Here is a 23,821-nt window from a genome sequence, read left to right on the forward strand (position 1 = left end):
CGCCTTGCGCCGTGCCCACCACGTCTCGATAGTTGGCGAAGATGGTGGGCACGCTCCGTTTTGCCCACCCTACGGCAGCGGAGCTAACTCGCCTCCGCCAATCGCACCGTCTCGGTGCTGCGATAAATCGCAAGGTCGCGCGAGCCAACGAAGATCGCGCGCGGCTTCAATCCGTAGAAGCGTCGGATCGAATGGCTGAAATGCGTGGAATCGGGATAGCCGATATCCTGCGCGAGATGGGCGAGGTTGAGGTCCTGATTGGCGAAGTGCAGCAGATGCCGCGCGCGCTTCCAGGCGCGGAAGGAGCGGAACGAGATGCCGGTCTCCTCCTTGAACAGATGCAGGAAGCGCGAGGCCGAGAGCCCTGCTTCCGCCGCGCAGGTGTCGGCCGTCACCGGCTCGCCGGAGAACCGCCCGATGCGGGCGACCGCCCGGGTCACACGCGGATCGAGCACGCGGCGGGCGAGCGCCTCGCCGAAGCACATCTCGTCGAACTCGGCGGTGGTGATGTCGCCATAACGACGCTGGCGCAGCAGCGCGTAGGCGGCGAGGATCTTGCGGGCATAGGCGGCCTTGTCGGGCCCGCGCAGCCGCTCGGCCAAGGCCTCGATCACGCCATCCGGCATGCTTTCCGGTTCAAGCGTCACGCTGATCACGGTGCGATAGTCGCTGGCGATGGTGTGCCGCTGGTTCGGCAGGGTCACGATCAATTCGTCCGACGTGTGGACGTCGTCGATCGTCAGATGCAGGCTGCCTTTCACCGCGACGTAGATATGGCAGCAGCCGGGGGTCCGCTTGCGAGGGCGGCCGAGCAGGCCAGCATAGAATACCCGCTCCGGCGTGATCAGCATCAGATGGTCGGATTCGCGACCTATATCTTCCATTGGGGTCCTCCTCGCGCGGCTCTCTGGCCGCTGCGGACGGGGTCACCTTAGCGGAAATTTGGGCGCTGTCACGACGGGATAGCGCTGTCATGGCGCAAAGCGTTGGCATCCCAGGACGGCGCTGTGTCAGTCCGGAACCATGGTGAGGCTTATAGTCCTGACCTGCGGAGGTTCACGCTCTCACGCGCGGTGCAACATTCTGCTCTGCGCCAGCCTTCTGTTCCGCAGCAACTGCGCGCTTGAAACCGTCGCGCTGCTGCAGGCGCGCCCAATATGCTGCGACATTTGGCCCGAAATCCTTGGCTAGCCCGATATTGTCGGCCAGCCGAAGCGCATAACCGATGACAATGTCAGCCGCGGTGAAGCGGCCCGCGCACAAGGTTTCGGCATTGGCGGTCGCTGCCTCGACGGCGCGCAGTCTCCCTAGGAACCATTTCGCATAGTCGCCGGCGACCTGCGGATTGCGGCGCTCTTCCGGCTCGAGCTGGGTGTATCGGAGCACCAGCGTCTGCGGAAAGGTTAACGTGGCGTCGCTGAAATACATCCAGTTCAGGAACGCGCCATAGGCGGGATCGTCCGGTCCGACCATCAGCGGCGTCGGACCGTGCTTGATGCCGAGATAGTGGCAGATGCCGGAGGATTCGGTCATCTTCGTCTCGCCGTCGACCATGAAGGGGATCGTGCCGAGCGGATTGAGCGCGAGATATTCCTTGGCGAAGACGCGCGGCGGAAACGGCAGCATCTTCAACTCGTACGGCAGCCCCATCTCTTCGAGCATCCAGAGCGGGCGAAACGAGCGCGCGGCGTCGCAATGATAGAGCGTGATCATCAAGAGCTTCCTTTGCTGCCGGGCAGCGTGCCCATCATCTTGCACAGGACCATCAGCATGACCTCGTCGGCACCGCCTCCGATCGAGGTCAGGCGGCTGTCGCGATAGGCGCGGCTGACCGGCGTCTCGTTGGTAAAGCCCATTCCGCCCCAATATTGCAAGCAGGCGTCGGTGAGCTCGCGGCCGAGCCGGCCAGCCTTGAGCTTGGCCATGGTCGCAAGCTTCGTCACGTCGTCGCCGGCGACCAGCGCCTCGCCCGCACGATAGATCAGCGCGCGCAGCAGCTCGACCTCGGTCTGCATCTCCGCCAGCTTGAAGTGCACGACCTGGTTGTCGAGGATGCTCTGGCCAAAGGCCTTGCGGTTGCGGGTATATTCGATGGTCTGATCGATGATGTATTCATGCGCCTTCAGGCAGGCCGCCGCGCCCCACAGCCGCTCCTCCTGGAACTGGATCATCTGGTAGGTGAAGCCCTTGCCCTCCTCGCCGATCCGGTTGCGCTTGGGCACGCGGACATTGTCGAAGAAGATCTGTGCGGTGTCGGACGAGCGCATGCCCATCTTGTCCAGCTTGCGGGCGACAGTGACACCCTTGGCCTTCATGGGCACGCAGATCAGCGACTTGTTGCGGTGAACGGGTCCATCGCCGGTGTTGGCGAGCAGGCAGATCCAGTCGGCCTGGGTGCCGTTGGTGATCCACATCTTGCCGCCAGTGATGACGTAATCGTCGCCGTCGGAGCGCGCCTGGGTCTTGATCGAGGCAACGTCGGAGCCTGCGCCGGGCTCGGAGACGCCGATGCAGGCGACGAAATCGCCTGAGATCGAGGGCGCCAGAAACTCGCGCCGCACCTCGTCGGAGCCGAACCGCGCCAGCGCCGGCGTCGCCATGTCGGTCTGCACCCCGATCGCCATCGGCACGCCGCCGCAAGTGATGGCGCCGAGCTCCTCGGCCATCATCAGCGCATAGGAGTAGTCGAGGCCGGAGCCGCCGAACTCCACGGGCTTGTTCAGGCCGAGGAAGCCGAGGCTGCCCATCTTCTTGAACAGCTCGTGCGCCGGGAAGATGTCGGCCTTCTCCCAGTCATCGACATGAGGGTTGATCTCATTGGCGATGAACTTTTGCAGGGAACGGCGGATGTCGTCGTGGTCGGCGGTGAATAGCATTTTGTTTCCTGTCATTCCGGGGCGCGCAAAGCGCGAACCCGGAATCTCGATGTATTAGGACTCATCTCTGGGTCCCGGGTTCGCGCTCTGCGCGCCCCGGGACGACGGTTGTCACAGCCCCATCTGCCGCGACGCCAGATCCTTCATGATCTCCTCGGTGCCGCCGCCGATGGCGTTGACCTTGACCTCGCGGTAGATGCGCTCGGCCTTGATACCGCGCATGAAGCCGGCGCCGCCGAAGATCTGCACGGCCTCCGAGGCGCAGAAGGCCATGGTCTGCGTCGCCTGGTTCTTCATCATGCAGATTTCCGCGACCGGGCTTTCGCCCTGCTCCAGGCGCCAGGCCAGCATCTCCAGCATCGCCTGTGAGGCCGCGACTTTCTGCGCCATGTCGACGATCTTGTGCCTGATGACCTGATGCTGCGCGAGCGGCTTGCCGAAAGTCTTGCGCTCCCTGGCGTAGGCGACGGCCTCGTCGAGGCAAACCCGGGCGAAGGCGGTGCAGCCGGCCGCCATGCCCATGCGCTCGCTGTTGAAATTCTGCATGATGATCTTGAAGCCCTGGCCTTCCTCGCCGATCAGATTTTCGGCCGGCACGCGGCAGTCGTCGAAATGCAGCGTCGCGGTGTCGGAGGCCCACCAGCCCATCTTCTTCAGCTTGGTGCGCGACAGGCCGGGCGTGTCGCCCTCGATCAGGAGCAGGCTGACGCCGCCGGCGCCCTCGCCGCCCGTGCGCACCGCAACGGTCAGATAATCGGCGCGCATCCCTGAGGTGATGAAGGTCTTCTCGCCGGTCACGACGTAGTGATCGCCGTCGCGTCGCGCCCTTGTGGCGAGGTTCGCGACATCGGAGCCGCCGCCCGGCTCGGTGATCGCGAGCGCGGAGATCTTGTCGCCTGACAGCACCTGCGGCAGCACGCGTGCCTTCACCTCCGGCCGCGCCGCCCGTGCGATTGGCGGCGAGCCGATGGTATGGCTCATCAAGCTGGCGCTGACGCCACCGGCACCCGCTCGCGCCAGCTCCTGGCTGGCCACGATCTTCATGAACTGGTCGGCGGCGATCCCGCCATATTCCTCGGGAAATCCGAGCCCCAACAGGCCGATCTCGGCCGCCTGGCGATAGAGCGCGCGGGGAAATTCGCCGGCCTCGTCCCATTCATGGGCAAACGGGGTGATCTCCTTCTCGACGAAGCGGCGCATCATTTCACGGAAAGCGTCATGCTCGGCGGTATAGAACGGGCTCTTCATCGCACTCTCGCCTCGCGGACGGATTCGTCTCGCTCACCATGGCCGGAACATCGGCGGCCCACTTGCGCAGAGTGGCTGACCGGCGAACCACTCTGGCGCAGGCCCCGGCCTAGCAACTCAACGCAAGACGATTTTGCCCCCTCGCGCGCCAACTCCAAATAAAAAAAGACGTCGATGCACCAACTCCGGCTGGCCCAAGGCCATGCCGGGCATGGTGCACGGCAATAAGGATGCAGGCGGCACAAGACCGCCGAGGGAGGAATTCTTGGCCGTTCGTTACTACGACTGGATCGTTCATCATGGCCGCCGCACGCCTGACAAGGTTGCGGTGATCGACCTCGCGAGCGAGCGCCGCTTCACCTATGCGCAGCTTGACGCCCGAGTCTCGCGCCTCGCCTCTTTCCTGCGCCACACGCTGAACGTCTCACGCGGCGACCGTGTCGCAGTGCTGGCGCTGAACACGACCGATACGCTGGAGGTGCAGTTCGCCTGCGGCCGCCTCGGTGCTATCTTCGTGCCGCTGAACACCCGGCTCACCGTTCCCGAGCTTCAGTTCATCACCGGCGATTGCGCGCCGAAGGTGATGATCCACGACACCGATCTCGCCGAGACCGCGCTTGCCGTCGCAAAGCTGTGCGGCATCGCGACCAGCCTGCTGCTCGGCCCCGGCGGGTCCTATGAGGCCGGCATCGCCGGCGCAAAGCCGCTTGAGGCGATCGAGCAGGTCACGCTCGATGACGTCTCGACCATCATGTACACGTCGGGCACGACAGGACATCCGAAGGGCGCGACCATTACCCATGGCATGACCTTCTGGAATTGCGTCAATCTCGGCGGTCCCGCCTGTATCGGACCGTCCTCGGTGCTGCTCACCGTGCTGCCGCTGTTCCACACCGGCGGGCTGAATTGCTACACCAATCCGGTGCTGCATGCCGGCGGCACCGTGATGATCATGCGCGCGTTCGATCCCGGTACCGCGCTCGGCCTGATCAACGATCCCGCCCAGGGCATCAACGTGTTCTTCGGCGTGCCCGCGATCTACCAGTTCATGGCGCAACACCCCGCTTTCCCAACGACCGATCTCGGCCGGCTGATCGTCGGCGGTGTCGGCGGCGCGCCGATGCCGGTACCGCTCTTGAAAGTCTGGGAAGCGCGCGGCGTCGCGCTCCAGCAGGGTTACGGCATGACCGAGACCTCGCCGGCCGTGCTGGTGCTCGACCGCGAGGATGCGGCGCGCAAGGCCGGCTCCGCCGGCAAGCCCGTGCTGCACACGGAAGTGCGCATCGTGCGGCCCGACGGCAGCGATGCAGATGTCGGTGAACTCGGTGAGCTCTGGGTCAAGGGGCCGAACATCACACCGGGCTATTGGAACAGACCGGAGGCGAACAAGTCTTCCTTTACCGACGGCTGGCTGCACACCGGTGACGCGACGCGCGTCGACGAGGAGGGCTTCTACTACTACATCGTCGACCGCTGGAAGGACATGTACATCTCGGGCGGCGAGAACGTCTATCCGGCCGAGGTCGAGAACGTCCTGCACCAGCTCGCGGCCGTCGCCGAAGCCGCCGTGATCGGCCTTCCCGATCCGCAATGGGGCGAAGTGGGCCTGGCCATCGTCGCGGCCAAGCCGGGCCAAAAGCTGACCGAGGCCGACGTCTTCGCGCATTGCGCGGCCAATCTGGCGCGCTTCAAATGTCCACGCCAGATCCGCTTCGTCGACGCGCTGCCCCGCAACGCCACAGGCAAGATCCACAAGCCAACCTTGCGCAAGGAGTTCTCGGTGGCCTCCGAAGTCGACAGGAAAGTCGCCAACGCCTGACCCAAGCGCCCCTCGCGGGCGCTTTTTCTTTTTGAAGTGCCTGCCCTACCCAACAAGAAACCCCAAGGAATTTCCATGAAGAACAAGAAACTCATCCTGCTCGCCGCGGCAACTGCCCTGACATTGCTCTCCACCCAGGGTGCTTTCGCGCAGAAGAAATACGACACCGGCGCCAGCGACACCGAGATCAGGATCGGCAATGTCGAGGCCTATTCCGGTCCCGCTTCCGCCTACGGCATCATCGGCAAGACCGAGGAAGCCTATTTCAAGATGATCAACGACCAGGGCGGCATCAACGGCCGCAAGATCAACTGGATCTCTTATGATGACGGCTATTCGCCGCCGAAGACCGTGGAGCAGGTCCGCAAGCTGATCGAGAGCGACGAAGTGTTCCTGATCTTCAACGCGCTGGGCACCCCGACCCAGACCGCCGTGCAGAAATATCACAATTCCAAAAAGGTGCCGCAGCTGTTCCTCGCCACCGGCGCCAGCAAGTGGAACGACCCGAAGAATTTTCCCTGGACGATGGGCTTCCAGCCCAGCTACCGGGTCGAGGCCCAGATCTTCGCCAAGTACATTCTGAAGGAGAAGCCGGACGCGAAGGTCGCGATCTTCTATGCCAACGACGACTTCGGCAAGGACTACCTCGCCGGCATCAAGGACGTGTTCGGTGACAAGGCATCGAAGCTGATCGTGGCCGAAGAGAGCTACGAGACGTCGGAGCCGTCGATCGACGCCCATATCGTCAAGCTCAAGGGCACCGGCGCCGATGTTTTCGTGAACATCGCCACCCCCAAATTCGCGGCGCAGGCCATCAAGAAGATCGCTGAGCTGGAATGGAAGCCGATGCATTTGATGACCGACGTTTCGGTGTCGATCGGCGCAGTGATGAAGCCGGCCGGCCTCGAGGCATCCGAAGGCGTGCTGTCGGCCGGTTATCTGAAGGACGCGTCCGATCCGCAGTGGAAGGACGACGAGGGCATGAAGAAGTTCATGGCCTTCATCGACAAGTACATGCCCGGCGCGAACATTTCGGACGCCAATCTGGTTTACGCCTACGCCGCGGCCCAGACGATGGTGCAGGTGCTGAAGCAGTCGGGCGACAACCTGACCCGAGAGAACGTGATGAAGCAGGCCGCCAGTCTCAAGGACTTCGTCCCCGACACCTTGATCCCGGGGATCAGGATCAACACCTCCGCCACGGACTTCGCGCCGATCGAGCAGCTCAAGATGTGGCGCTTCAAGAAGGGCCAGTGGGAACTGTTTGGCGATATCATCAGCGCCGAAACCGGAGGCTAGCTCGACGCCCACCAACCTTGCGGGACTGAAGCGCGATGCGATCAGGATGAATTGTCATCGCGCTTCAGCTCGTTGCTGTTGCATGCGGATTCTCTGAAAACCGCCAGGCACTTCTCCGGATCAGGCTCTAGGCTGAGATTGAAGCTCCGGCATCCTGGCTCACCTCGATGGATGCCATGGAAAGGCCAAGACGGCGGGAATCGCCAATCCCCGTCAACACGGGGCAGGACCATGCCAGGATGGCGATGCCCGAGGGCGGCAGATCGAGGTCCATCGTATAGCTATCGGGGCCGATTGCGATCGCGGAGGCATCAACGCGCACGCCGTCGAGATAGAAATGCGCACCGATCTGGCGCAGCGGCGCGCGCAAGGCGGGACTTCGGATCCGAACGGTGTTGCGGCCCGCGCCCCCCTGGATGCGAACGGCGGCCTGGGGCTCGCTCCAGCGGAAGGTGTGCCCCGCTGACGATTCCAGGGCATGGAATCCGGCTTGCCCGAGAACGCGATATCCCAGGAATTTCACAGCCGGCCCGGCATGGCCGCGAATGCGACGAATGCATTCGAGCCGCTGCAGATGGATCAGCGAGGCGATGTAGCGTCTCATCCATCGCGCGATCGCTTCGCTCGACCCGATCATCGTCAGCGCTCTCAGACCGAGATGAGATTGCAGGACGGCCAGGCGCGCGGCGAAGCGCGCCGGAAGATCGCCGCACAGAGCCAGTGCCCCCCAATGCCAGAAGGCGCGCAGTTTTTCCCCAGGCTGCCTCCAGCCGCGGCCTGCAAAGCAGTAATGCACGAGCGCATTCAACGCCGCGCGGGCGAGCGATACGTCGAATCCGGCCCATTCGACCCATTCGACCGGAACTTCGAGCAGCTCGCTGCCGGGCTCGCGGCGAGCCTCGCCGAGATAGCGGATCTCGCCCTCGACGAAATCGAGCGTGAACGTCTTGAGCTCGCCGATTTCGCCGATGTAATAATGATGGAAGCGCGCCTCCTCCAGATAACCGATGGCGTGGCCTCTCGCGTGATAGGCGGCGGCCAGCACCCATTCGGCGAAATGGCCGAGCTCCTCGCGCAGGCCTCCGCATTCCCAATAGACGTCACGCCGCGTCACGAAGCACTGATCGAGCACCTTGCGCCAGGGATGCTGCTTCATGCCGAATTCGATGTCGGCCTGGTACATTGTGGCCTCGGCTTCCGAGAGCCTGTTATGGCAGATCGGCACCGAGCGGCAGGAGAAGGCGGCCCAGTCGGGATGCGCGTCGATCGCGCGGATGCACAGCTCGATTACGTCGGGTTCGGGCCAGCAATGCGACTCCGTGAAGAACAGATAACTACCGCGGGCCTTGGCGGCGCCAAATGCGCAGAGCCCGATGTCGTGATCCGAAGCGGTGAATTCCAGGCGCGCCTCGTCGCCAGCCAGCACCTTCAGCCCCTCGCGCGCGGCGAAGCCCGGCGGCACCACCAGGATTATTTCGTAAAGCGATCTATCTGCGGTCTGCGACGTCCAACCGAGCCAGGACTGCTCCCATTGCCCGCGGTGATATTCGAGCGGGATGATGATGGAGAACAGCGGAGATTCGCCGCTGCATGGCGCGGGCGCGTCCTGCATGCCCCCTTATAGACGCAGGCAACGCCATTCCGGATTCTTTCTCGCGGACTATACCGACAGAAACTGTGCGAACGATTCTTCCACCGTGCGGCGCAGATGCTTTCCGTACAACGTATGATTGATGTCGCCGGGCCCGACCCGTCCCAGCGATGGCTTCGGGACGTTCCGGAGCGGCACATAGGCGATCGGCGCCGCGATGGGTGTCAGTTGCGAGCCAGGACCGGCCCGGAGCGTCGAGATGATGCCGTACATCTCGCCGGCAACCGTCGGCCGCGACACCGTGATCACGCGATGCTGGCCGTGCTTGATGATGACGAGGTAGATGAAGCCTGACTGATGCGGGACGGCGACCTCGCCGGTGTGCTCGTAGGCGGCATCGGTCCGATCGCCCTCCCGGAAGACCAGCGAAGACACCTTCGGCTCCCAGACGATCTCGGTGCGGTACGCGAAAATCGCGTCCTTGTCGCCGAACGACGGCCGCAGCGTGATGTAGACGTCCTCGAGCCAGGTCACGGCGCGATGCGCATAGGAGCCAAGACTGTCGGGAGCGACATCGTTGGCGGCCTGAGGCGCCGCCACGACCGGGCTTTTGCGCAAGGAGACGCCCAGCGCCTGCTCCAGCCGCACCGTCGTCGCCAGCGTAAACGGCCGCCGGCCGCCGAGCACCTTCTCCAGCGTCGACAGGCTGAGCTTGGCCTGCTCAGCCAGGGCCTGCCGGGAAATCCTGCGCCTGGCGAGTTCCTCGCGAATCGTCTCGGCGATCTCGCGGCTCTGCTCGTCCGAAAGCTGCTTGTCGGTGAGTTTATCCTGCGTCTGCATTGTCGACCCTGCCCTGGGAGCGTCATTCTAGCAGGGCGGACAAACCAGCACAAAACCGCACATGAGCGCCCCACGGCGGCCTGCCCGGGCCGGCCGCGGCGGAACATGACCGATCATTCTGCTCGCGAAATCGGCCCCTCCCGGCGAATGCTCAGAGCCAGCAAACGTCCTCCGGGAGCAGGCCAAATGAACACCTACGACACAGCCGATAGCGACGAGCACCCCATGTTAAAGGGGCTGATCAAGCTCGGATTGTTTCTTCTCGCGCAGGGCGTCGCCGTGATGCTGATGGCCTTCGTGGCCCTGCTCGTCAGCTTCGGGACGAGCTGGTCGGCAACGAGCGAGCAGGCCAGCCTGCTCCAGCCCGGCGATGCCAAATCGGGCTCCCTCCTCCTGAAGGAGGACGGCGCCTATACCGAAGCGGTCCGCCTCGGCATCGATGTCGACATCACGGTATCGGGCCCGACGCTGCGCGCGCGGGTCACCCAGATCTTCCGCAATCCGACCAAGGACTGGGTCGAAGCAACCTATGTCTATCCGCTCGCGACCGGCGGCGCCGTCGATACGCTGAAGATGGTGGTCGGCGACCGCGTCATCGTCGGCGATATCAAGGAGCGGCAGCAGGCCCGCGTGATCTATGAAGAGGCGCGCCGCACCGGCCAGAGGGCGGCGCTCACGGAGCAGGAGCGGCCGAACATCTTCACCAACTCGGTCGCCAATATCGGCCCCGGCGAGACCGTGCTGGTGCAGATCGAATATCAGGAGCCGGTGCATCAATCCGGCAATGAATATTCGCTCCGCCTGCCGCTGGTGGTCGGACCGCGTTACAATCCGGCGCCGATCGTCCAGAGCGTCGACTTCCGCAAGGACGGATCGGGCTGGGGCGCGGCGACGTCGGATCCGGTACCGGACCGCGACCGCATCTCGCCGGAAGTCATGGATCCCGCCAAGAATGCACCGGTCAATCCGACCAGCATCACGGTGCGCCTGAAGGCCGGCTTTGCGCTCGGCGAGGTCAAGAGCCACCACCATAATGTCAAGATCGAGAGCCCGGACAACATGGCGCGTATCATCACGCTCGCCGACGGCGTCGTCCCCGCCGACCGCGACTTCGAGCTGACCTGGAAGCCCGCCGCCGAGAAGGCGCCGTCGGTCGGTCTGTTCCGCGAACATGTCGGCGATGCCGATTACCTGCTCGCCTTCGTCACTCCGCCCAGCGCCGAGCAGACGACGCAAAAGCCGCTGCCGCGTGAGGTCGTGTTCGTGATCGACAATTCGGGGTCGATGGGCGGCACGTCGATCGTCCAGGCCAAGGCGAGCCTCGCCTACGCTCTGTCCCGGCTCCAGCCGACCGACCGTTTCAACGTCATTCGCTTCGACGATACCATGGACATGCTGTTCCCCGCCTCCGTGCCGGCAGACGCTGCCCATGTCGGCGAGGCGACCTCGTTCGTGAGCGCGCTGCAGGCGCGCGGCGGCACCGAGATGGTGCCGGCGATGCGCGCCGCGCTGGCCGACAAGCTCGGCGACACCGGCATGGTACGCCAGGTCGTCTTCCTGACCGACGGCGCAATCGGCAATGAGCAGCAATTGTTCGAAACGATCACGGCGATGCGCGGCCGCTCGCGCGTCTTCATGGTCGGCATCGGATCGGCGCCAAACACCTATCTGATGACACGCGCCGCCGAGCTCGGCCGTGGTGCCTTCACCCATATCGGTTCCGTCGAGCAGGTGGAGGAGCGCATGCGCGGCTTGTTCGCCAAGCTCGAAAATCCGGCCGTCACCGGCCTTACCGCGAAATTCTCCGAGGCCAAGGCCGACGTGACCCCGGCGATCATCCCCGACGTCTATCGCGACGAGCCGCTGGTGCTGGCAGCAAAGCTCGACAAGCTCGCAGGCTCGCTCGAGATCAAAGGGCGCATCGGCGATCGTCCATGGTCGGTGACGCTACCGCTGCAAAATGCCGCCGAAGGCAACGGCCTGTCGAAACTCTGGGCCAAGCGCAAGATCGGCGACGCCGAAGTGGCGCGCGCCATGCGGGAACTCGCGCCCGAGGAGGCCGACAAGGCGATCCTGGCGCTGGCGCTCGACCATCAGATCGTCACGCGCCTGACCAGCCTTGTCGCCGTCGACAAGACGCCGAGCCGACCCGAAGGCGCGCCACTCAAGCTCAGCGAATTGCCGATCAACCTGCCCGCCGGCTGGGATTTCGAGAAGGTGTTCGGCGAACGGCCGCAGATCCCCGCGCAGTTGCGTGAACGCCATGCCGATGCGCGTACCTCACCGCCCGCGCGGCGTCCAACACCTGCAACGCCTGACGCAGTCCGTCTGCCCAAGACGGCAACCTCAGCCGAGCTGAAGATGATCGCAGGCCTGGTCCTGATCGTGCTTGCCCTGATCCTGTTCGTGTTCAACCGGCGTCGGCTCTTGCTCACCGACGCCGCTTGAGAGAGGAGCCTCCCCGAACTCCTCTGTTAGCGCGCGCGGCTGCCCGTCCCACAGCAACGGCCGCGCGCGCCTTTTTGGGTCACTGCGAGTGCAGAGACAAATGCCCCGCCTCATATCGCCCCTGGTTCTGACACTGATCGGCCTCATCCTGTTCGGCGACGGCGCCTACATCCATGCCAAGGCGTGGCTGGCGCAGGTGCTGCTGGAGCGCGCCTTCGACAAGAGCCTTGCGACGGGCGAGGTGATCAAACCCTGGTCATGGGCCGACACCTGGCCGGTCGCGCGGATCGAGGTGAAGCGGATTGGCGCCAGCGCGATCGTGCTGGAAGGCACGAGCGGCCAAGCGCTTGCCTTCGGGCCCGGCCATATCATCCGAACGGCTGATGCGGGCGAGCGCGGTGTTGCCGTATATGCAGCGCATCGCGACACACATTTCCGCTTCTTGCGGAACGTTTCCGTCGGAGACGTCCTTGAAGTCACCCGCCGCGACGGCAAGCATTTCCGCTATCGGGCGGATTCTTCGGCGGTCGTCCGTTTCGACGCGTCGGGCATCGATCCCTCGACGCAGGGTGTGGAACTCGTGCTCACGACCTGCTGGCCGTTCGACGCCGTTACGTCCGGCCCGGAGCGCTATGTGCTGCATGCCACCTTGATCGAATCGCGTGAATAGCGGTTCGCAATCGCGCCCGTCCGGGAACAATCGAGCCCTCCCGAATCGCGCCGGACGCGCCGGACCATCGGGTTTGACGCGACCGTGAACTGGCGCTGCCGGCCAGGACCTGCAACAATGGTCCATTGATTTTTGTACGTTGTGATTTGCGGAAGATCGATAGATGGACGACGAGTTCAGGCAGCGCCTCGAACAGCGGTTGGAGCAGCTCGAAAATCGCGTCGCGCTGCTGGAAAGGAATCAGGATCTCATCGCCGCCGGGCAAAGGCGATCTTCGCTCCGGAGCCTCTGGCGGCGTCCGCCGATGTGGACCTTCGAGCAATATCCGCCGCGCCTGCTCAACCTGACGGCTTTCCCGCCAGCACCCTCGATCCACCAGAATGCACCGCGGATCGCGATGGTGACGCCGAGCTACAACCAGGCGCAGTATCTCGGCGCCACGATCGACAGCATCGTGAGCCAGAACTATCCGAACCTGTATTATCACGTGCAGGACGGCGCCTCGATCGACGGCACCGCTGACCTCCTGAAGGGCCGCGGCGAGAGCATCAGCTGGAAGAGCGAACCTGACAGCGGGCAGTCGCACGCCATCAATCTCGGCTTCGCCGGCGTCGACAGCGAGATCATGGCCTATCTCAACAGCGACGACATGCTGCTGCCGGGGACTCTGGCTTATGTCGCCAACTACTTCACGTCGCATCCGCATGTCGACGTCGTCTATGGCCATCGCGTCTTCGTCGACCGCGAGGGGCTCGAGGTCGGCCGCGCCGTGCTGCCGCCCCATGACGGACGCGCGCTGCAATATGCCGACTATATCCCGCAGGAGACGATGTTCTGGCGCAAGCGCGTGTGGGACAGGATCGGTCCGATCGACGAGAGCTTTCACTACGCGATGGATTGGGACTTCATCCTGCGGGCGCAGGCCGCGGGATTCAAATTCGTGCGCCTGCCGCGATTTCTCGCCTGCTTCCGAATCCACGATGCCCAGAAGACCGCATCGACCTACGCGATCGGCGTCCGGGAGATGGGCATCTTGCGGCGCCGCGCTCTCGGCTTCGATCCGACACAGATGCAGATCCGCCGCGCCATAGCACCCTATCTCGCGAGGCAGGCCGTCTTTCACTACGCCCACAAGCTGAGCCTGCTACGGTACTGAGCAGCCGGCGATCACCGGCCTCGAGACGCACGGACATCGTGATCGAGCCAGATCCGCTCGAGGCCGATGCCGAGGGGGCGCGCGTCGGAGCTCAGTCCGAGATCCGCGGGCGAGCGTGGATCGGAGAGCGACAGGCTGATGGTCAACGTCCCGTCGGCGGCAATTGCGGCGGGATCGAGCATCAACCTGCGCATGCCAGCGAACGCCTCTCTCGAGAATGTCAATTGCTGCAGCGCTCCGTTGCCGACGCGGCAAACCGCCAGCAATTGCGGATTCCTGTCGGAAACGAAGGCCCGGCACGCCAGCACAAGCTCGACCGGTCGTGACGGAATGGGGTGGACCTCGAACCGGAGCACGCAATTCCTGGCAATGGACCAGGTGCCCCATTGCTCCGGCTCGCTCCACCCCTCGATCAACGCGGCGACGCCCGCGCCGCCGTGCGCGAATTCGAGCTCCTCTGCGCCGAGGACCGGCGCGGAGGAGGAAGCCTCCAGAGCGGCCGGATCGAGCGGCCCCTGACCCGGAACGAACTGCGCGATCACGCGCACTGCATCGGCAACCGAATTGAGCCCAAGCGCAGAACCATCCAGCTCGTAAACCACACGGTTCGGTCCGGTCACGCGAACACCCCGGCCGGGTGGCGGCCGATCCGCAAGGCGGGCAGGAATGATGATGTCGGCGACGTCGAACCCATGCGTGCGGGCGAGTTCGCCGATGGTCTGCACGGTTCGATCAAACAGGGACGGCCGATCGTTGATATCGGTCGCGAGCGCCTGTGCCAGCGCCTTGAAGTCGAGCCGCACATCGTCGTCATCCGCCAGCAGCAGACGTTTGAGGACAAGCATGTCCTTGGCGATGAAGAGCTGGAGCGCGTTGAGATCGGGGAGCCAGGGCTCGTTGTCAATGGTTCCGAAATCGCGCGCCCCTCGCGGCGTCTCGAGCAGATCAGTGGTCTCGAAGAATAGTGCGTGACCGGTGCTGTGCTGCGAGATCCCGGCCATGCTCAGCGGCCGCGACAGTCGGATGAAATTGTCAGTCAGCGCAGCGTTGGCGATACCGGATGCCACGTCGGGCGACAGGCCGATGAAATAGCGGCCACAGATCGCACGCATCCGATCGATGACGCTGCGGCGGACGAACGAATTGTAGATCATCGGCAGACGCGCATAATGCGCCTGGAAGCCGAAGATGCGCGCCAGCTCGTCGCGTGACGACACTCGCTTCACGGACGAGGTCAGATCGATCTCGGCGAGCAGCCGGTTGCGGAAGGCCGGATGGTAGTAGCTCGGCCAGTGATAGGTGTAGGCGCTCCAGCTCAGGAGATCGATGTTTCGGCCGGAGAGCATCTCCGATGCCGTGGCACATGCATAGGGCATCAGCCCGTCGTCGTCGCCGATGAAGGCGACGTACTCGCCTGAGGCGTGGCCGAGTGCCGCCTCCCAATTGTCGGTCATGGTCAGAACGGTCTCACTGGCAAAATGCCTGAAGCGCTCGTCCTGGAGGTCTGCGACGATCTTCGCGATCTCGGGATTGCCGCCATTGTTCTGAACGATAAACTCGCAATCCGCATGCGCAGGCTGGTTCGCCATGGTCGCGAGCGCGTGGCGAAGCGTGTCGGGACGATCGAGGGTCGGCACCACGATGGACAGCAGCGGCATGATCACCATTTGAGAGAATGAGGGTCAGGGTTTCCTAGCATCTTGCCAGACCGTTCGCACTTTCGCCAAAAGTCACGTGATGCTAGCCTTATCGTCAAATTCTGCCCATTCCGTCTCGCGGCATGGAGCGGCCACGATCAGCCCCCGAAGCAGGCGCGCGACGGCGCGTTGCAACAAGAACAAGAAGTGAGGGAAGCGCATGGAAGCTCAAGTGCCCGCCGCATCGGTTTCTCCGCGCCCATGGTCTCCTTCGCCCGACGCCGGAGACATCGTCAAGGGCATCCACGCCATGCTGCACCCGCACAACATCGTGCTGGTGGGCGCGACCGACAAGCCCGGCAATTATGCCGAACGCATCTGGAATAATCTGATCAAGTACCGTTACGAGGGCGGCCTCTATCCGGTCAACGCCAAGCGGGAGACGATCTGGGGCGTCCCCTGCTACAAGGACTTTGCGAGCCTCCCCGAAAAGCCGGATCACGTTCTGGTGCTGGTGCCGGCGCGCTTTGCGGTCCAGGTGATCCGCGATGCCGCCGCAGCCGGCGCACGATCGGCCACCATCGTCACCTCGGGCTTCAGCGAATTGCAGGACGAGGAAAGCCAGAAGCTCGCGGCCGAATTGCAAGCGGCGATACGTGAGACCGGACTTGCCGTCACCGGCCCGAATTGCCTCGGCAACTTAAGCGCCGGCGAAAAGCTCTTCACCAACATCGACGATCGCGTCGTCACCATGGAACAGGGCGCGGTGGCGATCGCCGGGCAGTCCGGCGCCATCGTCATGGCAATCCGACAGGCGCTGGAGGATCGGGGTGTCGGCGTCGGCTACATGGTGACGACCGGCAATGAGGCCGGGCTCGAGACGCCGGATTTGATGCGCTATTTCGCCGAGGATCCGAGCATCAAGGTCATCGTCGTCTACCTCGAAGGCGTGCGCAACACCAAGGCGTTTCGCGATGCCTGCAAGGCGGCGCGCGCTGCCAGCAAGCCCGTGATCGCACTTAAGCTCGGCGCGTCCGAGGGCGGCCGCGCCGCGGCGATGGCGCATACCGGCGCGCTTGCGGGCTCGATCGAGACGTTCGACGCCGTCGCGACGCGCGAAGGCGTGATCCGCGTGGGTGGCCTCGACGAGCTGATCGAGACGACCGAATGCTTCGTTCATTCCGCCGTTCCCGGGGGCGACCGGCTTGCCGCCGTCACGCTGTCCGGCGGCAAGCGCGGCATGCTGCTGGATGCTTTCTATGCCGAGGGCCTGAACTTTGCGCCGCTCAGCCCGCACGTCGGCTCCGAACTTGCGAAGATGCTCGGGCCGGGGTCTATCGTCGGCAACCCGCTCGACGCCGGCTTTGCCGCGGTGGTCGATCCCTCCGTCTACATGAAGTCGATCAAGCTCATGATCGACGATCCCGATATCGACATCGTCATCGTCGATGCCGAACTGCCGAAGACGCCGCACGAGCTGCGCGAGCGCAACTTGCGCATCGTCAACGAGATGGCGGGCCGCGCCGGCAAGCCCGTGATCTATGTCAGCGCGATGTCGATCGGCTTCACCGAGTTCACCAAGGCCTTGCGCAAATCGCTGCCGCATCTGGCGGTCATGCAGGGCATGGACCGGGCGGTGACCGCGATCAAGTCGCTGCTCGACTACGCCAAGCTGCGCAAGGAGGTGCCCGATATCGTCTCGAGCTCGAAACCTGCCGCGCGCGCCGTGCTGGAGAAGGCGCTGAGATCGGCGAGCGGCGCCGCGCTCGACGAAGTTGCCTCGAAGAAGCTCCTGAAAGCCTATGGCATTCCGATCTCGAAGGAGGCGATCGCACAGACGGCGGCCGAAGCAGTGAAGATCGCCAAGCAGATCGGCTTTCCGGTCGTGGCAAAACTCGTCAGCGCCGAGATCCTGCACAAGTCCGACATCGGCGGCGTGGTGTTGAACCTCAACAGCGCCGCCGAGGTGAAGAAGGCGTTCGCCGATATCACGTCCCGGGTGAGCAAGTTGAAAGGCAAGCCGAGGCTGGACGGCATCCTGATCGCGCAGCAGGTCAAGGCCGAGCTCGAGCTCGTGGTCGGCGCCTCGCTCGATGCCGAGATGGGGCCTGTCGTGCTGTTCGGTACCGGCGGCATCGACATCGAGTTGATGAAAGACGTCGCGCTCGCCGGCGCGCCGCTGGACGAGGCTGAGGCGCGGCTCCTGATCGGCCGCACCAAGGCTGGCATCAAGCTGCGCGGCTATCGCGGCAAGCCAACCCTGCACGAGGCCTCCGCGGTGAAGGCGCTGGTCGGCCTGTCCAATCTGATCGCGGATGCCGGCGACCGGATCGCCTCGATCGACATCAACCCGTTCCTGATCAACACCAGGACGGGCGTAGCGGTCGATGCCCTCATCGTCCTCAACAACGCCGCGGCGAAGCGCGCGTCCGGGCATTGAGGCCGTCGGGCGGATCAGCGCCAGCGTAATCCGCCAATTTGCACGACTGCTGAGGCGAAAACGGCGGGTTACGCTTCGCTAACCCGCCCTACGTACCATCCGGGCTCCTTCCAACTTTACTGCTTTGGCCGTAAAACCTTCCCCGCATGGCACGCGCGAGCAATCTGGTGATCGGAACGGCAACGCTGGCGGTGATCGCCGTGGCGTTCGGCGGCCTGCTCGGCGTGCAGAAATGGCGCACCATCCAGAGCCGCAGCCAGTTGCGTGTGGTATTCGAAGGCGGCTCGGCCAGTGGACTGCGCCGCGGCGGGCCGGTCAATTTCGACGGCGTGCCCGCGGGCCAGATCCTGTCGATCAAGCTGGATAATCCGCGCAGGATCGTGGCGCTGGTGATGCTCGACAACACCGCGCCGATCCGCAAGGACACCGTGGCGGGCATCGAGTTCCAGGGCTTGACCGGCGTTGCCGCGATCTCGCTGATCGGGGGCGCGCCCTCCGCGCCGCCGGTGCCGCTGGACTCGGACGGCGTCCCCGTGCTGACCGCCGATCTCAGCGACGCCGAGTCCATCGTCGACACCCTGCACGGCGTCGACCGCACTATCGTCAGCAACGCCCCCGCGATCAAGGAAGGCCTGCGCACGTTCGAAGACTACACCGCCGACCTCCGGAGCAAGGGTGGCGAAATCGACTCCGTCATGGCCAAGGTCGACAGCGCCTTCGCGGGCTTCGACAAGGCGGTCACGAAGATCGAGGGCGTGGTGCCCGGCTTCGTCGACGGCAAGGCCGACGAGCTGTTCGAGAAGATACAGGGGCTGCACGAGCTCGCCGACACCATGAGAAAGAAATCGGCCGGCTACCTCGAGGACATCCGTCGCTCGCTGCTCGACGTCAGCGAGGCCGCCAACAAGATGAGCGGGACGCCGGCCCCCGCCGCCCCCTCGCGCCCGCCGCGCAAGCCTGCACAGCAGAAGCGGTGACGCTCTGCCCTCCCCGCCCGCGGGAGGCGGTGACCACCCCTCACCAGGCGTAGCGCACGACGCCCTTGCCGGCGTAGGAGCGGGTGAGGTTCGAGAACTCCCCCTCGAAGGTCGCCGACGCAGACCAGCCGTTCATCCAGTTCATCTGCGCTGATGCCGTGGTCAGAGCCGAATCGCGCGCCTGAGCGGCACCGTTCACGACGAAAGCCGATCCCGGGAGCGTCTGGAAAACAGCGCCGACGTTGCGGTCCGGGTTGTAGTCATGCGCCCAGGCGAGGCGGCCGCGCAGGGTCACCAGGCCGCCGGCCGCGGCAAACGACCTGTCCGCGCGCAGGCCGAGTTCGGTGCGGGTGCTGGTCACGTCCTTGGCGGCATAGTTGAGTGCGAAGACGTTGCTGCCGACCACGGCTGCCTCTGCATAGCTCGGAAGGCTGAACAGGGTGGCCTGGAGCGCGGCATAGGGCGTGACGCCGGCCCACTGCATGGCATAGCGATAGCCGCCCTCGATGCGGCCCGAGAGCGCATTGGCGTTGAACTGCGCCCGCAACTGGTCGTAGCCGGCCGCGGTCACGACGCGGTTGGTCGTGACGTCCTGCCAGCCATAGGCGAGCGCCGCCGTGATGTAGGCCGGCCCGGCCGTATGACGCACGAACGCGCCGGCTTGGAAGAGATCGGAGCGCCCCCAACCGAGTCCGCTTACATTGAAGCCGGTTCCGCCGCCCGCGAGCGCAAAGCCCGCAATCGTCGACGGCGAGAAGCGGTAATCGAGGCCCACGGCAGTGCCGTAGACGCTGCTGCTCGTGTTGTTCGAGCCGAGGCCGGCATTGCCGTCGGTGGTCTGCGAGCCGCCATAGCCGGCCGCCCACACATCCCAGCGCTGCTCGAACGTTACCGCCGGTGCCTTGCGGTAGATCGAGGCGAAGGCGTCGCGTGCGTTACCGCCGGCCGCGCCCTTGCCGGTCGCAGCATAGGCATTCGCGTTCGTCTCGTCGGCATACGGCGTCGTACCCGATGTGCCGCTGCGCCCCGCACCGACGACGTCGGTCAACAGACTCATGAACAGGTTCATCGCATTGAACGTCGTCTGCTGCGATCCCGTTACGGATTCACCCGAGGCCTGCGTCAGGCCCCCGGGACCAAGGCCCGCGAGTTCGGCCTGCAGGAAGCCGTTGGTGTTGAAGAAATTCTGAAGCGTCGTGGCGACGTTTTGCTGGTTGACGTTGAGCGCGTATTTCGCGCCGTAGTTCAACGTGAAATCAAGGAAGACCTCGTTCGACCCAACGGTCGTCGTGCCGATGAGGCCACCCGGCGCGGCAACGCCGGCAAAATTGCCAGCGGCGGTGCCGAAAAAATCCACGATCGAGTAGTGCTTCATCACCGCAGCGCCCGGATAAAGCGAGACGCCGACGGTGCCGTCCAGCGCGACATTGCCGGTGACGAGCGCGTGGCTCGTGCTGGATCCGCTGCCGACCTGCACCGCATAGACCGAGCCGGACTGAAGGGTGAGATCGCCCTGAACCTGCATGCTCGAGCCCGGGCCGCCGTCGCCGGGCGCATAGATGCCGCCGTTGGCGATGAGGGTATTGCCGACGATTCCGGCGCCGAACAACGCACCGCCTGCATTCACGGTGGTCAGGCTCGACTGCGAGATGTTGCCATCGACCCGCAGGATGCCGCCGTTCACCGTCGTGGTGCCGGTGTAGGTATTCGTCCCCGAGAGGATCAGCGTGCCGCTGCCGACCTTTTCCAGCGAGCCGGGGCCGGCGGGACCGCAACCGCAGGTATCACCGATGACGCCGCTGACCTCGGTCGAGAGGTTGTTACCGCCGACGACGAGGGTATTGCCGCCGCCGATGTAGTAGAAGCCGCTGCCTTCGATCGATCCTGCGGTGATGCGACCATCGCCGGCCGGACCGGTGCCTCCACCGAAATCGACGACGCCGGTCCCGGTGGTGATGAAGCGTGCGTTGCCGCCGGTGGAGTTGTCGAAGAATTCGGTCCTGCCGCCGTCCTTGGTGATGATCGTGGCATTGCCGGCCGTGGTGAACGCGCCGAAGTCGGTGAGACCATCCGCTTCATTGATGATGGTTGCATTGCCGGCGGTCGCCGTGTCGGAGCCGGCGAACGTCCCGAACACGGTCCCGCCAAAATCCTTGTTCACGATCGTCGCCGAGCCCGCCGAAGATTGCTCGATGAATATCGTGCCGCCGCCATTCTGGTTGGTGATGTTGGCCGTGCCTGCATTAGTCCGTCCGAAGAAGCCGATCAGGCCGCTGTCATTGATGATGGTGGCCCGACCGGCCGTCGCGGTGTCGGCTCCACCCCCGAGTGGATCGCCGAAATACACCTGGCCGTTGTTGGTGATCACGATCGAACTGGCGGAGCTGGCGTTGAGAAAGATCGTCGTGCCGGAGAAGTCGTTCAGGATCGACGTGATCCCCGACGTGTCGGCATTGACGATAGTGAAGAGGCCTTCGTTGGTGACGGCGCCGACAATGCTCGCGGTATGGGTCGCGTCGCCGAGTTGCAGGGATCCGCAATTGCAGATGAAGGTGCCACCGGCATAGGTATTGGCGCCGAGCAGCGCCAGGATACCTGAGCCCTGAACATTGATCCCGTCGCTGCCGACGATGCGCGAAGCGATGATGGCCGACGGATCGGTGGTGCCGGTCACGTCATTGGTGACGAATATGGTGCCCCCCGAGGCCAGCCTGAGATCGCCGCCCTGGATGGTGTAGATCGAACCATCGGCAGTGAGGTCGAAACCCACGAGACCGGTGAGCTGAACACCTCCCGGTGTGACCGTCACCGTGCCGCCTGTGGCCGGTGTCGAAGGACCGCTGCTGCCGAATAGCGTGCCGACTGACGCGGGATTATAGGCGGTGCTGACCGCGCCGAAGAAGTCGGTCCAGTTGGTCGTGGTGTCGTCCCAAACGCCGCCTCCGCCGTTGACGGTGCCGTTCGGCGTAGTCTGAGATCCGTTGAAGACCTGTTGTGCCTGGACGGGATCGATCAGAGCGATCGCGCTCAAGACGAGGCCCGCCCCGGATGCCGCGCGCATGACCGCGGCACTCCGAAGCAGGCAACCCCGCCCGCCTGCTCGCAACCAAGCCCCCAAAGCTCGTCCCCCAACCTGCGGCGCTCCCCAATGGCGCCGCGGGAACTTAGGCGATGAAGGCGGGCGGTAGAACTACGGAGGCATGAGAATCCGCCAACGCGACCGCAACTCGGGCAGATTCAACAGCCCATGTTGCAGCCGCGCCACGATTTTACCGAGAGCGACCCCGTCCCGCCCATAGGCGGACGCGCCAGAACGTCCGCCATTATGGACGGCCATTCACATCCCTGGCTTGTCGTCCCACGCGTGGCACCGGCAGGGGCTCAATAGTTGCTCGGAGAGGACCCGTTCGGGATGCCGTCGATCGGACACTCATCGGTCCCCGGCGTCGCGCGGGTCATGGCCTCGACCATGTCGCGCGTGCCCTCGGGGTCTTTGATCCAATTCTTGTAGAAATCATACGGGCAGGCTGCGACGCCGCGCGGGCTTTCGCCGGAATTGATCATGCCGGTGTAGCCGCGGTGAACCAGCTTGTAGAGATGGTTCTGCGACTGGCCGTTGCGGCGCGCGTCGCGGATCAGATGTTTCGACAGCTGCGCGTATTGGATGCCGTAATCCTCCTCGCCGCATTCGCCGAGCGTGCGGCCGTCGAAGCCGATGATCGCGGAGTGGCCGAAGGACCTGCTGCTCCTTGGCCGGATACATATAGCCTTGGCAACGCACGATCAGCTCGGCACCCTTCATGGCGCAGTCGCGCCAGATCTCCGGAAAGTTGCCGTCGTCGCAGATGATCAGGCTGACCTTCATCCCCTTCGGGCCCTCGGAGACATAGGTACAATTGCCGGGATACCAGCCCTCGATCGGCACCCATGGCATGATCTTGCGGTACTTCTGCACGATCTCGCCCTTGTCGTTCATCAGGATCAGGGTGTTGTAGGGCGCCTTGTGCGGATGCTCCTCATGGCGCTCGCCGGTCAGCGAAAACACGCCCCACACCTTGGCCTTGCGGCAGGCCTCGGCGAAGATCGCGGTCTCTTCGCCGGGCACGGCGCATGCCGTCTCGTACATCTCCTTGGAGTCGTACATGATCCCTTGCGTGGAATATTCGGGGAAGATCACGAGGTCCATGCCGGGCAGGCCGGACTTCATGCCCACCACCATGTCGGCGATCTTGCGGGCGTTGTCGAGCACCTCCGCCTTGGTGTGCAGGCGGGGCATCTTGTAGTTCACCACCGCGACGCCGACGGTGTCGTTGCTGCTGGAAATGTCGCCGTGAAGCATTTGAGCGCTCCTGCCTTCTATTCGTTCGAGGTCATCGCGGGCGTTAGTGGCTGATCATCCAGGGCCGCGCCGTGGGGAAACCCTTGGCGCCGCTTTTGGTCTTGGTCACCAGTCGCGCCGGCTTCTTGCTGTCCGGGGCGCTCTTGTCTTTCGCGGTCTTGCCCGACGAGCAGCAACCGCAGCCTGGGCCGTGCGAGGCCTTGTATTGCGCGAGCGTCTGCGGCGCGTGGGTGCTGCGCTCGTTGACGGCATGCGCCTTGCGCTTGTCCGACGGCATGCAGAAGAAATTCGGCGCGGTCAGGATCACGCGCGGCGCCGAGGTCTCGCAGTGCGGACAGCTTTGCGGATCGTCGCACTCGGCCATCGGGCGCAGATCCGTAAAAGGTCCGCAGTCGTCACAGAGATATTCGTAGACCGGCATCGCATGATCCCCACGCTCTTGGCTGTTCAGAAATGATCCGGCGGCGGGTGCGGGGCAGCA

The 23,821-nt window shown here is 64.3% G+C and carries 16 protein-coding genes and 1 pseudogene; 7 read left to right on the top strand and 10 right to left on the bottom strand.

Annotation, left to right across the window (positions count from 1 at the left end; translation table 11 throughout):
- Window positions 1-83: 83 nt before the first annotated feature.
- From AABA86_RS05415 to AABA86_RS05430, 4 genes are all read right to left on the bottom strand, one after another.
- Window positions 84-884, bottom strand: coding sequence for a helix-turn-helix domain-containing protein (locus tag AABA86_RS05415; RefSeq protein WP_212243832.1), 801 nt, complete (start codon window positions 882-884; stop codon window positions 84-86).
- A gap of 172 nt (window positions 885-1,056) precedes the next feature.
- Window positions 1,057-1,713, bottom strand: coding sequence for a glutathione S-transferase family protein (locus tag AABA86_RS05420; RefSeq protein ID WP_212243831.1), 657 nt, complete (start codon window positions 1,711-1,713; stop codon window positions 1,057-1,059).
- Window positions 1,713-2,876 (bottom strand): acyl-CoA dehydrogenase family protein, encoded by a 1,164-nt coding sequence (locus AABA86_RS05425; RefSeq protein ID WP_338306022.1) that lies wholly within the window; start codon window positions 2,874-2,876, stop codon window positions 1,713-1,715. The genes AABA86_RS05420 and AABA86_RS05425 overlap by 1 nt, the downstream gene beginning before the upstream one ends.
- A gap of 111 nt (window positions 2,877-2,987) precedes the next feature.
- Window positions 2,988-4,124, bottom strand: coding sequence for an acyl-CoA dehydrogenase family protein (locus AABA86_RS05430; protein WP_338306023.1), 1,137 nt, complete (start codon window positions 4,122-4,124; stop codon window positions 2,988-2,990).
- 265 nt (window positions 4,125-4,389) lie between these two features.
- Between AABA86_RS05430 and AABA86_RS05435 the strand changes: the two genes are divergently transcribed.
- Together AABA86_RS05435 and AABA86_RS05440 are read left to right on the top strand one after the other, a co-directional pair.
- Complete coding sequence (locus AABA86_RS05435; protein WP_338306024.1) at window positions 4,390-5,943, top strand: acyl-CoA synthetase; 1,554 nt, start codon at window positions 4,390-4,392, stop codon at window positions 5,941-5,943.
- 75 nt (window positions 5,944-6,018) lie between these two features.
- A complete protein-coding gene (locus tag AABA86_RS05440; protein WP_338306025.1) occupies window positions 6,019-7,242 on the top strand; it encodes an ABC transporter substrate-binding protein in 1,224 nt (407 codons plus the stop codon).
- A gap of 127 nt (window positions 7,243-7,369) precedes the next feature.
- Here AABA86_RS05440 and AABA86_RS05445 read toward each other — a convergent pair whose 3' ends face one another.
- Window positions 7,370-8,854 (bottom strand): glycosyltransferase family 2 protein, encoded by a 1,485-nt coding sequence (locus AABA86_RS05445; protein ID WP_338306027.1) that lies wholly within the window; start codon window positions 8,852-8,854, stop codon window positions 7,370-7,372.
- 48 nt (window positions 8,855-8,902) lie between these two features.
- Window positions 8,903-9,673 (bottom strand): helix-turn-helix transcriptional regulator, encoded by a 771-nt coding sequence (locus AABA86_RS05450; protein ID WP_212243819.1) that lies wholly within the window; start codon window positions 9,671-9,673, stop codon window positions 8,903-8,905.
- 186 nt (window positions 9,674-9,859) lie between these two features.
- Between AABA86_RS05450 and AABA86_RS05455 the strand changes: the two genes are divergently transcribed.
- The 3 genes from AABA86_RS05455 (at window position 9,860) to AABA86_RS05465 (ending at window position 13,947) form a co-directional block, all read left to right on the top strand.
- Window positions 9,860-12,121 carry a marine proteobacterial sortase target protein gene (locus AABA86_RS05455; protein WP_338306028.1) on the top strand — a complete coding sequence of 754 codons (2,262 nt, stop codon included), beginning with the start codon at window positions 9,860-9,862 and terminating at the stop codon, window positions 12,119-12,121.
- Window positions 12,122-12,221: 100 nt separating this feature from the next.
- Window positions 12,222-12,791 (top strand): class GN sortase, encoded by a 570-nt coding sequence (locus AABA86_RS05460; RefSeq protein WP_338306029.1) that lies wholly within the window; start codon window positions 12,222-12,224, stop codon window positions 12,789-12,791.
- A 163-nt stretch (window positions 12,792-12,954) separates the two neighbouring features.
- Window positions 12,955-13,947 (top strand): glycosyltransferase, encoded by a 993-nt coding sequence (locus AABA86_RS05465; RefSeq protein WP_212243814.1) that lies wholly within the window; start codon window positions 12,955-12,957, stop codon window positions 13,945-13,947.
- Between the two features lie 11 nt (window positions 13,948-13,958).
- Here the strand turns inward: AABA86_RS05465 and AABA86_RS05470 are convergent, their stop codons facing one another.
- The gene (locus tag AABA86_RS05470) at window positions 13,959-15,605 is read right to left on the bottom strand and encodes a glycosyltransferase family 2 protein (protein ID WP_338306032.1); all 1,647 of its coding nucleotides are present in this window, start codon (window positions 15,603-15,605) and stop codon (window positions 13,959-13,961) included.
- Between the two features lie 199 nt (window positions 15,606-15,804).
- On the opposite strand from AABA86_RS05470, the gene AABA86_RS05475 reads away from it, so the two are divergent.
- On the top strand, window positions 15,805-18,024 hold the full coding sequence (locus AABA86_RS05475) for an acetate--CoA ligase family protein (RefSeq protein ID WP_338306033.1): 2,220 nt from the start codon (window positions 15,805-15,807) through the stop codon (window positions 18,022-18,024).
- A gap of 146 nt (window positions 18,025-18,170) precedes the next feature.
- Window positions 18,171-19,001 carry an MlaD family protein gene (locus AABA86_RS05480; protein ID WP_338306034.1) on the top strand — a complete coding sequence of 277 codons (831 nt, stop codon included), beginning with the start codon at window positions 18,171-18,173 and terminating at the stop codon, window positions 18,999-19,001.
- A 40-nt stretch (window positions 19,002-19,041) separates the two neighbouring features.
- Here AABA86_RS05480 and AABA86_RS05485 read toward each other — a convergent pair whose 3' ends face one another.
- From AABA86_RS05485 to AABA86_RS05495, 3 genes and pseudogenes are all read right to left on the bottom strand, one after another.
- The gene (locus AABA86_RS05485; RefSeq protein WP_338306035.1) at window positions 19,042-22,062 is read right to left on the bottom strand and encodes an autotransporter outer membrane beta-barrel domain-containing protein; all 3,021 of its coding nucleotides are present in this window, start codon (window positions 22,060-22,062) and stop codon (window positions 19,042-19,044) included.
- Between the two features lie 320 nt (window positions 22,063-22,382).
- Window positions 22,383-23,340, bottom strand: a pseudogene (locus AABA86_RS05490) (aliphatic amidase).
- 43 nt (window positions 23,341-23,383) lie between these two features.
- Complete coding sequence (locus tag AABA86_RS05495) at window positions 23,384-23,761, bottom strand: FmdB family zinc ribbon protein (protein ID WP_338306037.1); 378 nt, start codon at window positions 23,759-23,761, stop codon at window positions 23,384-23,386.
- Window positions 23,762-23,821: the final 60 nt, after the last annotated feature.

This window comes from Bradyrhizobium sp. TM233 (genome assembly GCF_036247965.1).
Lineage (GTDB): Bacteria > Pseudomonadota > Alphaproteobacteria > Rhizobiales > Xanthobacteraceae > Bradyrhizobium > Bradyrhizobium ottawaense.